Source organism: Microbacterium pumilum, assembly GCF_039530225.1.
GTDB classification, from domain to species: Bacteria; Actinomycetota; Actinomycetes; order Actinomycetales; family Microbacteriaceae; genus Microbacterium; species Microbacterium pumilum.
Window position 1 is genome coordinate 876,659 of record NZ_BAAAOH010000001.1, and the last position, 12,945, is coordinate 889,603.

General features: G+C 68.0%; 14 protein-coding genes and 1 tRNA gene. 5 read left to right on the forward strand and 10 right to left on the reverse strand.

Annotated elements, in window-relative coordinates; translation table 11 throughout:
• Positions 1 to 11 precede the first annotated feature (11 nt).
• Entirely contained in the window at positions 12 to 251 is a 240-nt protein-coding gene (locus ABD188_RS04020; RefSeq protein ID WP_344058752.1) for a cell division protein CrgA, read from the reverse strand.
• Between the two features lie 162 nt (positions 252 to 413).
• Between ABD188_RS04020 and ABD188_RS04025 the strand changes: the two genes are divergently transcribed.
• Genes ABD188_RS04025 through ABD188_RS04035 form a run of 3 tightly spaced genes read left to right on the forward strand, consistent with a single transcriptional unit; the run spans position 414 to position 1,919 of the window.
• Positions 414 to 1,115: a class E sortase gene (locus ABD188_RS04025; protein ID WP_425561364.1), complete on the forward strand. Its 702-nt coding sequence runs from the start codon at positions 414 to 416 to the stop codon at positions 1,113 to 1,115.
• Positions 1,115 to 1,270 (forward strand): hypothetical protein, encoded by a 156-nt coding sequence (locus ABD188_RS04030; protein ID WP_344058756.1) that lies wholly within the window; start codon positions 1,115 to 1,117, stop codon positions 1,268 to 1,270. The genes ABD188_RS04025 and ABD188_RS04030 overlap by 1 nt, the downstream gene beginning before the upstream one ends.
• A gap of 19 nt (positions 1,271 to 1,289) precedes the next feature.
• Positions 1,290 to 1,919 carry an anthranilate synthase component II gene (locus ABD188_RS04035; protein WP_344058758.1) on the forward strand — a complete coding sequence of 210 codons (630 nt, stop codon included), beginning with the start codon at positions 1,290 to 1,292 and terminating at the stop codon, positions 1,917 to 1,919.
• Between the two features lie 12 nt (positions 1,920 to 1,931).
• Here the strand turns inward: ABD188_RS04035 and pknB are convergent, their stop codons facing one another.
• The 7 genes from pknB to ABD188_RS04070 all read right to left on the reverse strand — a co-directional run bounded on the left by pknB (position 1,932) and on the right by ABD188_RS04070 (position 10,832).
• On the reverse strand, positions 1,932 to 3,641 hold the full coding sequence (gene pknB / locus ABD188_RS04040) for a Stk1 family PASTA domain-containing Ser/Thr kinase (RefSeq protein WP_344058760.1): 1,710 nt from the start codon (positions 3,639 to 3,641) through the stop codon (positions 1,932 to 1,934).
• 63 nt (positions 3,642 to 3,704) lie between these two features.
• Positions 3,705 to 5,429: a serine/threonine-protein kinase gene (locus ABD188_RS04045; RefSeq protein ID WP_344058762.1), complete on the reverse strand. Its 1,725-nt coding sequence runs from the start codon at positions 5,427 to 5,429 to the stop codon at positions 3,705 to 3,707.
• Positions 5,426 to 6,883, reverse strand: coding sequence for a peptidoglycan D,D-transpeptidase FtsI family protein (locus tag ABD188_RS04050; RefSeq protein ID WP_344058764.1), 1,458 nt, complete (start codon positions 6,881 to 6,883; stop codon positions 5,426 to 5,428). Before ABD188_RS04050 ends, ABD188_RS04045 begins: the two co-directional genes overlap by 4 nt.
• Positions 6,884 to 8,293, reverse strand: a complete 1,410-nt coding sequence (locus ABD188_RS04055) for an FtsW/RodA/SpoVE family cell cycle protein (protein WP_344058766.1) — start codon at positions 8,291 to 8,293, stop codon at positions 6,884 to 6,886.
• Positions 8,293 to 9,528 (reverse strand): PP2C family protein-serine/threonine phosphatase, encoded by a 1,236-nt coding sequence (locus ABD188_RS04060; RefSeq protein ID WP_344058768.1) that lies wholly within the window; start codon positions 9,526 to 9,528, stop codon positions 8,293 to 8,295. Before ABD188_RS04060 ends, ABD188_RS04055 begins: the two co-directional genes overlap by 1 nt.
• Positions 9,529 to 9,546: 18 nt before the next feature.
• Positions 9,547 to 10,092, reverse strand: a complete 546-nt coding sequence (locus ABD188_RS04065; protein WP_344058770.1) for an FHA domain-containing protein FhaB/FipA — start codon at positions 10,090 to 10,092, stop codon at positions 9,547 to 9,549.
• Positions 10,089 to 10,832, reverse strand: a complete 744-nt coding sequence (locus ABD188_RS04070; protein WP_344058772.1) for an FHA domain-containing protein — start codon at positions 10,830 to 10,832, stop codon at positions 10,089 to 10,091. Before ABD188_RS04070 ends, ABD188_RS04065 begins: the two co-directional genes overlap by 4 nt.
• Positions 10,833 to 11,000: 168 nt before the next feature.
• On the opposite strand from ABD188_RS04070, the gene ABD188_RS04075 reads away from it, so the two are divergent.
• Positions 11,001 to 11,084, forward strand: a tRNA-Leu gene (locus tag ABD188_RS04075).
• An 83-nt stretch (positions 11,085 to 11,167) separates the two neighbouring features.
• Here the strand turns inward: ABD188_RS04075 and ABD188_RS04080 are convergent.
• Together ABD188_RS04080 and ABD188_RS04085 are read right to left on the reverse strand one after the other, a co-directional pair.
• Positions 11,168 to 11,659 (reverse strand): GNAT family N-acetyltransferase, encoded by a 492-nt coding sequence (locus ABD188_RS04080; protein WP_344058774.1) that lies wholly within the window; start codon positions 11,657 to 11,659, stop codon positions 11,168 to 11,170.
• Positions 11,660 to 11,686: 27 nt separating this feature from the next.
• Positions 11,687 to 12,325 carry a GntR family transcriptional regulator gene (locus ABD188_RS04085; protein WP_344058776.1) on the reverse strand — a complete coding sequence of 213 codons (639 nt, stop codon included), beginning with the start codon at positions 12,323 to 12,325 and terminating at the stop codon, positions 11,687 to 11,689.
• Positions 12,326 to 12,645: 320 nt separating this feature from the next.
• On the opposite strand from ABD188_RS04085, the gene ABD188_RS04090 reads away from it, so the two are divergent.
• Entirely contained in the window at positions 12,646 to 12,852 is a 207-nt protein-coding gene (locus ABD188_RS04090) for a cold-shock protein (protein WP_251455122.1), read from the forward strand.
• Positions 12,853 to 12,945: the final 93 nt, after the last annotated feature.

Consider the following 12,945-nt stretch of genomic DNA (forward strand, 5'->3'; position numbering starts at 1 on the left):
TAGTTCGGGCTCTAGCGCCAGCGCGTCGTCATGAGGAAGCCGACGAATGCGATACCGAAGCCGATGACGAGGTTCCATGCCCCGATACCGGGGATGGGGTACTGCATGCCGCTCACGTAGAAGACGAGCACCCATACCAGGCCGATCAGCATCAGGCCGATCATGATCGGCTTGAACCACACCGGGTTGGGTGCGGCCTCGCCTTCTGCTTGCTCGACGAGCGAATCGTCATCTTTGCCGGGTCGTGCCATGCCCACAGTCTATCTGCCAGCCGCGGCACAGCATGCGCTGACTAGAATCCCCCTGTGGATGAAGCGCCGGCCGGCCACGCGGAGGGTGAGACCGCTCCCCGCGAAGGTGGGCGCACACCCGCTTCGCCGAAGCCTCGCAGACGCGCTTCCGTCGTGGGGGTGATGGGCGAGATCCTCATCACCGCGGGGGTCGTGACCCTTCTCTACGTCGGATGGCAGCTGTGGATCGGCGACATGATCTATGGCGCGGAGCGCAACGCGACGGGACACGAGCTCTCGCAGACCTGGGCCGAGCAGTACGTCCCGCAGCTCACGCCTGACACCGATGGCGACGCGCCCGGCGATCCCGTCACGGCGGATCCCGTCATCCTCACGCAACCGGCCGATGGCGAGACGTTCGGCATCATGCGCATCCCCCGGTTCGGCGCCGACTACGCGGTCCCGATCGCCGGCGGTATCACGCGGTCGGGCACCCTCGACAACATCGGCATCGGCCACTACCCCGGTTCGAAGATGCCGGGCGAGGTCGGCAACTTCGCCCTCGCCGCCCACCGGACCACATACGGCAAGCCGTTCAATCGCATCGCCGACCTCAGGGTGAACGACGCGATCGTGATCGAGACCCGGGACGGCTGGTACACGTATCGTTTCCGCACTCTCGAGTACGTCACCCCGAACGCGGTCGAGGTGCTCCTCCCGGTGCCGCAGGAGCTCGACGCGCCGGCCGGAACCCGGTACATCACCATGACCAGCTGCAGCCCGATGTACGCGATGAGCGAGCGGATCGTCGCCTACGGCGTCTTCGAGTCGTTCACCCCCAGATCAGCGGGCGCACCGCAGTCGGTCTCCGAGGCGGCAGCCTGATGTATGCGGCGCTGTGGCACATCCTCCCTGGCCCCTGGTGGGTGCGCGTGCTGATTCTCGTGGTCCTCGTCATGGCGGTGCTGTACGGGCTGTTCTACTATGTCTTCCCCTGGGTGAGCCAGTTCGTGAACCCGCAAGAGGTGACGGTCCAGTGATCTCCGGCACGACCCGCCGATGAGCCGCGCCGCCGTTCTCGTCGTCGACAACCACGACAGTTTCGTCCACACCCTGGTCGGCTATCTCCACGAACTCGGCGCAGAGACCGACCTCGTCGAGGCGGATGCGATAACCGATCCGGCGGAGGCGATCAGCGACTACCGCGGCATCCTCATCTCTCCCGGTCCCGGCGCACCCGCGGATGCCGGCGCATCGGTCGAGGTGGTCCGCGCGGCGGCGGATGCCGGCATCCCGCTTCTCGGTGTCTGTCTCGGCCACCAGGCGATCGGCGAGGCGTTCGGCGCAACCGTCGACCACGCGCCAGAGCTGATGCACGGCATGACCTCGCTCGTCGAGCACGACGGCAGCCCGCTGTACGCCGGCCTGCCGAATCCCTTCACGGCCACCCGCTACCACTCGCTGGCGATCGTGAACGACAGCCTGCCACGCGAACTCGTCGTGACGAGCCGCACGGCGAGCGGCGTCATCATGGGCATCGCGCATCGGACGGCGGCGGTGCAGGGCGTGCAGTTCCACCCCGAGAGCGTGCTCACCGAAGGCGGTCACCGCCTGCTGGGCAATTGGCTGCAGACGGTGGGACTCCCGGATGCCGCGGCTCGCGGCGCCGCGCTGCATCCACGACGCTGACGACCGTGACCGTCAGGGACCGGAGCAGAAGTTCAGGGTGACGGTCGAATGGATCGGCACGTCGCCCGGAGCGAGTGACTGCGATGCGACCGTCGGGGGTGCGGCCGCCTTGCAGCTCGTGTCCTCCTGCGTCGTGACGGTGAGCCCGAGGTCTTCGAGTTCACGGGTCGCCGCATCGACGGTGTAGCCCGTCACATCGTTGATCGTGACGCGACCGGACGCGACGACGAGATTCACGGTGGTGCCGACCGCGATCTCCGCTCCCTCGGTCTGGTCGGCCGAGATCACCGTCTGCGCGGCGAGCGACTGGTCGTTGCGCTGCGTGATGGTGCCGAGTACGAGGTCAGCGTCCTTCAACGCGGCGGCAGCGGCATCCTGAGACAGCCCTTCCACCACGGGCATTGTCGCCATCTCCTGGCCGAGCGAGACGTACACGCGGATGTTCTGACCGGGCGTCACCGAGGCGCCCGCCTCGGGATCGGTGCGGATGACATTGCCGATGGCCACGTCGGAATTGGGCTCGTCGACGCGGAACGCCGGCAGATCCTCGGACTCGAGCTCGGTGTTCGCCCGCTCGTAGGTCATGCCGGTCACATCGGGCACGATTCGCGAATTGGTGGGCACGTCATCGGTCGGGCGGATGGTGAGCACCCAGAAGAGCACCGAGATGAGGAGCACCGCGAGAAGGCCGACGCCCGCCCAGATCCACGCGACCGGGGGTCCCGCCTGCGTCCGCTTCATCGTCGTGTCGGTGCTCAGCTGACGCAGCGACCGGGCGGTCTCGGCCGCCTGACGCGGATTCGGGCCGTACAGCTCGCTGGTGAGCGCCCCGACCTGACGCTTCGACGGCGAACGGCCGTCGACGGTCGCGTCGATCGCCTCGCGGAAGGTCGCCGCGTCCTGGTACCGCTGGAACGGGTCCTTCGCGAGGGCACGCAGCGCCACGGCATCGAGCGATCGCGGCACGGACTCGTTGATCTCGGAGGGGGGCACGGGTGCTTCGCTGACGTGCTGGTAGGCGACCGCCACCGGCGACTCGCCTCGGAACGGCTGCCGCCCCGAGAGCAGTTCGTACAGCACGACACCCGTCGAGTAGAGGTCCGCGCGCGCGTCGACCGGCTCACCCTTGGCCTGCTCGGGTGAGAAGTACGCGGCGGTGCCGATGATCGCGGTGGTCTCGGCGACGGTCGCCGAGCTGTCGGAGACGGCGCGCGCGATGCCGAAGTCCATCACCTTGACCTGGCCGGCATCCGTCACCATCACGTTGCCCGGCTTGATGTCGCGATGCACGACACCGGCGCGATGCGAATACTCGAGAGCCTCGAGGATGCCGTCGATGTAGCGCACGGTGTCTTCGACCGGGACCGGGCCGGCGGCGATGATGTCCTTCAGCAGTCTGCCGCGGACGAGCTCCATGACGATGTACGGAACGGCGCGAACGGTGCCGTCGGGCGCGGTCTCGGAGTCCTCGCCGGCGTCGTACACGCGCACGATCGTGGGGTGGGCCATGCGCGATGCCGCCTGCGCCTCGAGCCTGAAGCGCGTGCGGAAGGCGTTGTCGTTCGCGAGCTCGCGATCGAGCACTTTGATCGCGACGTCACGGCCGAGAGTCAGGTCATAACCCCGATACACGCTGGCCATGCCGCCCCGACCGATTGCCTCGTCGACGCGGTAGCGCCCCGAAAGCACGCGCGGCTCAGCTGTCACTGTCACTCCCTGCATGGAACACAAGCCAGACTAGCCGAGCCCGTACGAGCCCCATGACAGGGGCTCGCGCGGCCGACGTCACGGGGTGGGTGTGGGGGTGGCCGCCGGGGTGATCGTCGCCTGGGCCTGGCTCGACGCTTCGGAATCGCGGCTCGCCCCGTTGCCCGTGCAGGTGACGGTGTAGGTCACGAAGAGCGACTGTCCGGGCTGGTTGGCGACCAGGAGGTCGACGGGACGCTGAGTCGGGCTGAACGACGCCTCCGGCGTGCCGGTGATCGGGAAGGTGCCGTTCACGGCGGATAGGTTGTACGCGCTCACCGAGCCGGTGCCCGACGGGCACGTGAACGCCGACCAGTTGACCTGCACCGTGGTGCCCTCCGTCACGGATGCCGCCGGAGCTCCGCCGACCTCGATCGACGGCGCCCCCGGCGCGCCGATCGGCGTGAGGTCGGTGTAATAGGTGAGCACGAGTTCGCGATCCTTCGGGACGTTGCCCTGCGGCTCGACCGAGTAGACGAGGTCGACCTGCTCCTGGGTGTCGGCAGCGCGGCCGGGCGAGCAGGTGACGGTCTCGAGACCGGCATCCAGTGCCGTCGTCCGCGCCTGATCGCAGTTCATGTCGATGAGACCCAGGGCATTGACATCGACCGTGGTCGCCGTGGGTGTGATCGACGGCGTCGTGGACGGAGTCTTGGATGGTGAGGCGGACGTCGTGGTCGGCGGCGGCTTGGGGTCGTCCTGATTCACGAGGAGAGCCCACACCGTGCCGCCGAGCACGAGCAGCAGCAGCACGATGAGAGCGATGAGCGGCCACGTCCAGGGGCTGCGCTTGCGCTTCTCGCCCTCCGCGACGACCGCGTCGTCCGCGGGCAGGAGGCTGGTCGCCGCGGCAGTGTCTGCGACGAGCAGCTGGGTCGCCGTATCGCCATCGACGGCTCCGGTGCCGCCTGCGATGGCGGGAACCGCGGCGACTGCGGCCGCGACATCCCCTCGCCGCAACGCGGACGCGGCCCGCGCGACCGCAGCCGTCGAGGCAGGGCGCTCCTCGGGCTTCTTCGCGATCATCGCGAGGACGAGGTTCTGCACGGGCACGGCGACGGTCGGCGGCAGCGGCGGGGGCTGCTCGTTGATCTGCGCCATCGCGATGGCCACCTGCGACTCGCCGGTGAACGGGCGCTTGCCGGCGAGACACTCGTACGCCACGATTCCGAGGGAGTAGGTATCGGTCGCCGGGGATGCGGGGTGCCCGGACGCCTGCTCGGGCGAGAGGTACTGGACCGTGCCCATGACCTGACCGGTCGCCGTGAGGGGCACCTGGTCGGCGATGCGGGCGATGCCGAAGTCGGTGATCTTCACTCGGCCGTCAGGCGTGATCAGCAGGTTGCCCGGCTTGATATCGCGGTGCACCAGGCCGGCAGCGTGCGCCGCCTGCAGGGCGAGGGATGTCTGGGCGACGATGTCGAGCGTCTTGTCGGTCGAGAGCGCTCCGTCGCGCTCGAGAATGGTCGAGAGCGCCTCGCCTGGCACGAGCTCCATCACGAGGAAGGCGCTGCCCGCCTCCTCGCCGTAGTCGAACACACTGGCGATGCCCTCGTGGTTGACGAGTGCGGCATGACGGGCCTCGGCGCGGAAGCGCTCGAGGAAGCCCGGGTCACCCATGTACTCGTCTTTGAGGATCTTGATGGCGACGGTGCGGCCGATGACGTGGTCGGTCGCCTCCCACACCTCGCCCATGCCGCCGATCGCGATCCGCGACTCGAGTTCGTAGCGGCCGCCGAAGGTCACACCCTGCGTCGGTCTCATCTCCCCAGCACCGCCTCCATGACCTTCTTCGCGATGGGCGCCGCGATCGTGTTGCCGCTGCCCGATTGGTTCTGCCCGCCGCCGTCTTCGACGACCACTGCGACGGCCACCTGCGGATCGTCTGCGGGGGCGAACCCGGTGAACCACAGCGTGTACGGCTGTGCGGCGCCGTTCTCGGCGGTGCCGGTCTTACCGCCCACGTCGACCCCGTCTATTCTTGCACCCGAGGCCGCCCCACTACTGACATTGGCCACCATCATCGCCCTCATCTCGGCGGCGAGATCCTCGTCCAGGGCCCGCCCGAACTCGGTGTCCTCGAACACCTGCTGGACCGAAAGATCCGGTCCGATCACTCGATCCACCATGTGTGGATTCATGACGACTCCTTCGTTCGCGATGCCGGCCGATACCATCGCCATCTGCAACGGCGTCGCCGTCACCTGACCCTGTCCGAATCCCGTCAGCGCCGTCTGCGGGTCGTCGAGAGCCCGCGGGTAGCTGGACGGCGTCGAGACGAGCGGAAGCTCGAACGGCACGTTGAAGCCGTACTTCTCCGCCTCTTCGCGGATGGCGGTGTCGCCGAGCTCCACGGCAAGCTCGGCGAACGGGATGTTGCAGCTGATCCGCAGCGCATCCGCGATCGTCACCTCGGCGCCGGGACCGCAGGTTCCGCCGCTGGCGTTGAACACCACGCTGCTGGACTGGGGCAGCCTGTATCGCGCGGGGTTCGGAAGCGTCGACTCGGGCGTGTAGTCGCCCGAAGCGAGCGCCGCCGATGCCACGACGAGTTTGAACGTCGAGCCCGGCGGGTTCAGATCGCCGCCGATCGAGCGGTCGAACAGCGGATTCGCCGGATCGGCGACGAGGCCGTCGTAGTACGCGTTGACGGCGGGGGCGTCATGGGACGCGAGCAGGTTCGTGTCGAAGTCCGGGCTCGAGACCATGGCCAGCACACGGCCGGTCCTCGGATCGATCGCAATGACTCCGCCCTGCAGATCGCCGAGCGCGTCGAAGGCGGCACGCTGAACTGCGGCATCCAGGGTCAGCACGACGTTCGATCCGCGCGGTGGCTGACCCGAGATGATCCGCTCGATGCGCGCCAGGAACTGCGAGCCCGCCGTGCCGCTCAGCGCCTGGTTCATCGACTGCTCGATCCCCGTGGCCGAGCCCAGCACGGGATTGATCCATCCGGTGACGTGCCCCCACATGTCGGCATCGGTGTAGACGCGCTGCCAGCTGTAGACATCGTTGGAGGCGACGGATGTCGCGATCGCCGATCCGCTGACGATGATCGAGCCGCGCTGCACCTGGTACGAGTCGTACAGCGCGCGCGTATTCCCGGGATTGCGGGCCAGGGCGTCGGCATCGACGACCTGGATCCAGCTGGTCGCGGCGAACAGCGCGAGGAACATGCCGAGCATGAGGATGCTGAGCCGTCGGAGCTCCTTCGTCATTCAGCCGATCACCACCCTGGGCCGACTGCGCACCGCATCTGAGATGCGCAGCAGCAGCGCGACGATCAGCCAGTTCGCGACGAGCGACGAACCGCCCGCGGCGAGGAACGGGGTCGTGAGACCGGTCAGCGGGATGATGCGCGTGACGCCGCCCACCATGATGAACACCTGCAGTGCGATCGTGAACGACAGACCGGTCGCGAGGAGCTTGCCGAAGTCGTCCTGACCGGCGAGCCCGATGCGGATGCCGCGGCTCGCGAAGACCATGTAGAGACACAGGATCGCGAACACCCCGATGAGTCCGAGCTCCTCGCCGATGCTCGGGAGGATGTAGTCGCTCTGCGACAGGGGCGTGATGTACGGCCGTCCCTGGCCGAGGCCGGTGCCGACGAGGCCGCCCTGAGCAAGCCCGAAGATGCCCTGAACGAGCTGGTAGCTGCCACCCGGGCGCTCGATGATCTCGGGGTTGAAGGCATCCAGCCAGTTCGCGAACCTTCCGCCGACATAGGGGAGCACGCGTGACGCCAGGAAGGCGCCCAGCGCAGCGAGCACCACTCCGATGAGCACCCAACTGGTCTTGCCGGTCGCGACGTACAGCATCGCGACGAACATGCCGAAGATGAGCAGGCCCGTGCCGAGGTCGCGCTGCACGACGATGATGCCGAGCGAGACGAGCCAGATCACGAGCAGGGGCCCGAGTTCCCTCGCGCGCGGCCACGTGATTCCGAGGAAGCGCGTGCCGACGGAGGTCAGCGCCTCGCGCGTGCGCACCAGGTAGCCGGCGAAGAAGATCGCCAGCAGGATCTTGGCGATCTCACCGGGCTGGAACGAGAAGATGCCGAACGAGACCCACACGTCGGCATTCGCGTCCGTGCCCAGGCCCGGGATGAGGGGCAGCAGCAGGAGCACAACACCGGCCAGTCCCGACACATACGTGTAGCGGAAGAGCACCCGGTAGTTGCGGAGCAGCACCACGATCGCGATCGCGCCGACGAGGGCGATGCCCGCCCACGCGAGTTGGCGCGTCGACGCAGCCTCCCAGCCGTGGAGCTTCAGGGCCAGGTCGATGCGGTAGATCATCGCCAGCCCGAGGCCGGTGAGCAGTGTCGCGATCGGCACGACGAAGGGATCGGCATCGCGCGCGAGCAGGCGCAGCACGATATGCAGCGCGAGGACGAGTGCGGTCAGTCCACCGCAGTAGACGAGGAACGTCCAATCGATCGCCTTGAGAGCGCCCAGCTGCACGAGCACCAGAGCCGACCCGTTGATGGCGAACGCGAAGATCAACAGGAACAGCTCGCGGTTGCGCTGCGTCTGGGGGACGCGGATGCGCTTGAGCGCACGCACGACGGCCGTGTCGGTCGATACCGCGTCCGTGGGCGGAGTCTGGCGCGTGACGCCGGCGCTCATCAGCCACCCCCCGCGGTCTCGCTGATCGAGGTGACGATGCGTCGGGCATCGTCGATCGACGTCGCCGAGATCGTCTGCTCCACCGTCTCGCGCGCGAAGTCCGAGAGCGATTCGAGGGGGATGCCGGTGTCTTCGTAAGGCGTGGACAGCGAGATCGGGCCGATGCCCTGCTGGATGCCACGGAAGATCACCACGGTGTCGTCGTCGCCGCCGACGTAATAGCGGGTCTGCGTCCACGCATACCCGCCCCAGAGCGCGGCGGCGATGAGCCCCAGCACGAGGATGAGGCCGACCACCCAGCCGATGCGCCGCCGGCGCACCCGGCGCCGGTCCTCTTCGATGAGCTCCTCGAGGAACTCGGCGGCGGGCTCGAAGTGGGTGGGCTCGTTCGCGGCCTGCCGGTTCGGATGAAGCCAGCTGGTCCGGCCCGGGCGGGCGGCCGGCACCTCGATGCCGACCGGGTTCGAAGCCGAGCCCACGATCGTCGGCGTTCCCGAGAAGATCGGATGCTGTCCGCCCACGTCGACGAGCACGATCGTGACGTTGTCGGGCGCGCCGCCATCGAGCGCCTGTTTCAGCAGGCTGTCGGCCGTGCGGCCGGGCGCCAGACCGAGACCGAGCGCCTTGGAGGTGTGGGCGTCATCCACCACCCCGGAGAGCCCGTCCGAGCACAGCAGCCAGCGGTCGCCCGCCTGCGTCGGCATGATGAATGTGTCGACCTCGGGATCGGGATCCATGTCACCCAGCACCCGCATCAGCACGGAGCGCCGGGGGTGGTAGCGCGCCTCCTCCGGTGTGATGCGGCCGGAGTCGACGAGTCGCTGAACGAAGGTGTGATCGGTCGTGATCTGGGTCAGAGCGTCGTCACGGTAGAGGTAGATTCGCGAATCGCCGATGTGCGCGATGACCGCATAGTCGTCCACCATCACGAGGGCGCTCACCGTCGTGCCCATTCCCGCCAGTTCGGGGCGCACGTGAACTGTGTCGATCAGCGCGGTCGCCGAATCGGCGATCGCGTCTCGGAGTGCACGTTCGGCGGCCGAGGTCGATTCGAAGGGCCGATCGATCTGCTCCAGGCGCGAAACCGCAAGGCTCGAGGCGACGTCACCGCCGGCGTGCCCGCCCATGCCGTCGGCTACGACGAACAGGTTCGATCCGGCATATCCGGAGTCCTGATTGTTGGAGCGCACCTTGCCGGTGTGCGAGATGGCGGCGCTCGAGCCCTGGAAGACCATAGGTGCGGGTTCCGCCCGCTACTTCCGCAGCTCGAAGGTCGTCGCGCCGACCTTGATCGGCGCCCCGATCGTCACGGGGGCAGGTGCCGCCACGCGGGCGCCGTCGTGCCACGTGCCGTTGGTCGAATCGAGGTCCTGGATCATCCACTGGTCGCCCCACAGCACGAGTCGCGCGTGATGGCTCGACGTGTAGTCGTCGCGGACCACGAGCCCAGACTCGCTCGAACGGCCGATCGTGAGCGGCTCAACGCCGAGCGGCAGTTCGAGTCCGGCTTTCGGCCCACTCGTGATCACGATCCGCGAAACGGTGGACGTCGTCGCCGGACCGCCCTTCGGGCCGGCCGGCGCGGCGGGTGCCGAAGTCACGGGGCCGGTCACTCCGGCAGCGGGGCGGGATGCCGGGGCGGCCGCGGCCGCGGCCGCAGCGGCGGGTGCGGCATCCGGCATCCGGCGCACCTTCACGCCGAACAGATCGGCGCGCAGCGAGTACACCACGGCGAAAACGAAGAACCACAGCAGCAGCAGGAATCCGACGCGCAGCAGCAGCAGAGTCAGCTCACTCAAGTCAGCGGCCCTCCGTCGCGGATGTCGTACACGCGGGTGGCGTCGGCGGCGGGCATCGGCGGCTTCGGCGGCGCGGCAGCCTGGGCGACGACGTGGAACACGATGTCGGTGCGCCCGATCGTCACTGTCGAGTCGGGGGCGAGGGCGGCTTCGACCACCTTGCGACCGTCGAGCAGCGTGCCGTTGGTCGAATTCATGTCCCGCACCATGGCCCGCTCGCCGTCCCACAGGATCTCGACGTGCCGGCGGCTGGTGCCGGGGTCCGAGATGGTCACGTCCGCGTCGCTGCCGCGGCCGATCACAGTGCGCGACTTCACGAGTGGATGCCGGCGACCCTCGACGTCGATGACGCCCCGCCACGCGACCCGGCCCTGGGCGGTCGTCGAGTCGACGCGGAGCGTTCCCGTTGAAAGCTGCTCGTCTCGCTGGAGGGCGATCGTGACCGGACCGGCGAAGGAGTAGCCCTGCGCCTTCGCGTGCTTGTGCACGAGGGTGTCGAGCTCCTGAGTGAGCGCCCCGCCGAGAGCGGTCATCTTCTCGTCATCCGCAGGGGAGAGCCGCACCGTGAACGTGTTGGGCGCGAGGATGCGATCCCGGCTGACGACGGCCGCCTTCTTGTCGAGCTCGCTGCGCAGCGCGGAAGCGATCTCGACGGGCTGGATGCCGCTGCGGAAGGTCTTCGCGAACGCGCTGTTCACTGCGCGTTCGAGACCTTTCTCGAAGCTGTCAAGTAGTCCCACTGGGCTCCTCGGAGGGGCGGTGCCGGTTGCTACATGCTAGACGTACACGCTGGATAGGCGATGGATCGATCACGCGCGCCCGTTCGCCCCCGGTGCGCGATTCGGGAGGTCGGAATCTGCGTGATATCCTCGGGAGGTTGATCGCGGCGTCCCCGGATGCCGCGCAACGCGCGAGTGGCGGAATAGGCAGACGCGCTGGCTTCAGGTGCCAGTGCCCGAAAGGGCGTGGGGGTTCAACTCCCCCCTCGCGCACGAAACGAGAACGACCCCCATGCTTTTCGGGGGTCGTTCTCGTTTCGTGCGGGAGGGGCTGCTGCGAACGCCCCGGTTGCTGCTCAGTAGCCGTCCAGCGCCGGAACGAGCGTGAACACGACCTCTTCGACCTCGCGCCCCACTCCCGGAGCGTACGCCGTGTTGCGCGACACCTCGGTGAACCCCGACCTGGACAGCACCGCGATCGCCGCCGCGTTGTGGGCGGCGGCGCGAGCGTAGAGCGGGCGCTCCGGCTCGTGCGCGACGAGCAGGCGCAGTGCGTCGGTGGCGATCCCTCTGCCCCATGCGTGTCGCGCGAGCCAGACGCTGACCTCACGGTCGCCGTCGACGGTGAAGACCGCCGCCGAGCCGGCGAAGCCGCCGTTCTCGGTCACGACGAAGTACGAGACGCCCGAGGCGGAGCGCTCTCGCGAGATCCAGACGTCGAACACGGCGCGGTCGTCGGGATCATCGGCGGTGAACGCCGCCATTGCGACAGACGCCGGATCGCGCATCATCTCGAAGATGGCGTCGAGATCGTCGTCGTCGAGGTCACGCAGCTCGATATGGCCCACGGTCATCACCGTAGCGAGCGGCTGCGATCAGGAGAAGCCGTGGATGTCGCGCAGCACCGACTCGGCTCGGCCCGCGTCTCGGTCGGCGACGGCATCCCGGAAGGATTCGTACGCCGCCGTGCGCCCGATCGGGCACTCGATGTACGGCTGCCAGCCCGGGAGCGACCGACGAATCGCGATCTCGCCCTCTCGCATGACGCGGAGGATCGCGACATTGCCGGTCGCCCGGGTCATCCGGGCGAAGAACTCATGGCTCGTCTCAGCGAGTGCCGCATGATCGTCGGCGCGGGACGCCGCGATCACGGCGTCGAGGTCGGTGAGCGCCTCGGCGAGCTCTTCGTCGGAGCACCGGGCCACCGCCATCCGGATACAGATGCCCATGAGATAGGCGACGAACTCGATAACGTCCGCCTGGACCTTGGCGTCCGGGATCGTCACGCGCGTGTAGCGGTTGGGCGAGACCTCGACCAGGCCGCTGCGCTCGAGTCGCTGGAGTGCCTCTCGGACCGGTGTACGCGATACGCCGAAGCGCTCTGCGAGCTCGTGGTCGCGCAGTCGTTCGCCGGGTGCGAGCTTTCCGCTGAGAATCGCTTCTCCGAGCAGCTCGAACACCTCGTCGCCGAGGACAGTTCCGCGCGGGTCGAGCGGAGTGAAGGGCATAGTCATGAGTTCGACCAGTGTACGACCGACCGTGGGTGGCGGGACTCTCTCAGCGCCTCGGCACACGCGGTAACCTGACGGTCGCGGCAGACCGATATATCGGTACAATGTGCGAGTCACGCTTGGCGTGGCCTATCCGGGGGGATCCGTCGACGCCCGGGCTTCGAGCTTCGCTCGGCCCGGGCGTCCGATGGGACATGCTGTGCTCTCTGCAACATTTGTGTCACCTTCTGACGCCACATGGTTCTGCCTGTCGTCCGGCTTCGTTAGCGTGGAGGGCAATACCGGTGCACAACGCACCGGGCACCTCCGAAGAACGGCATTTCATGAGCACGCAGGGCACGGTCAAGTGGTTCAACTCCGAGAAGGGATTCGGTTTCATCGCTCCCGATGAAGGCGGCGCGGACGTGTTCGCCCACTACACCGCGATCCAGGCGGGCGGCTACCGCTCGCTCGAAGAGAACCAGCGCGTCGAGTTCGAGATCGCGCAGGGTCCGAAGGGCCTTCAGGCCGAGAACATCCGACCGATCTGAGTCTCCGCGGCCCGTAGCCGCACCAGGAGAACACGGCGTGGTGCGCAGCTGCGCACCACGCCGGATCCGGGCGAACCCGCGTCCTGGTCGAGG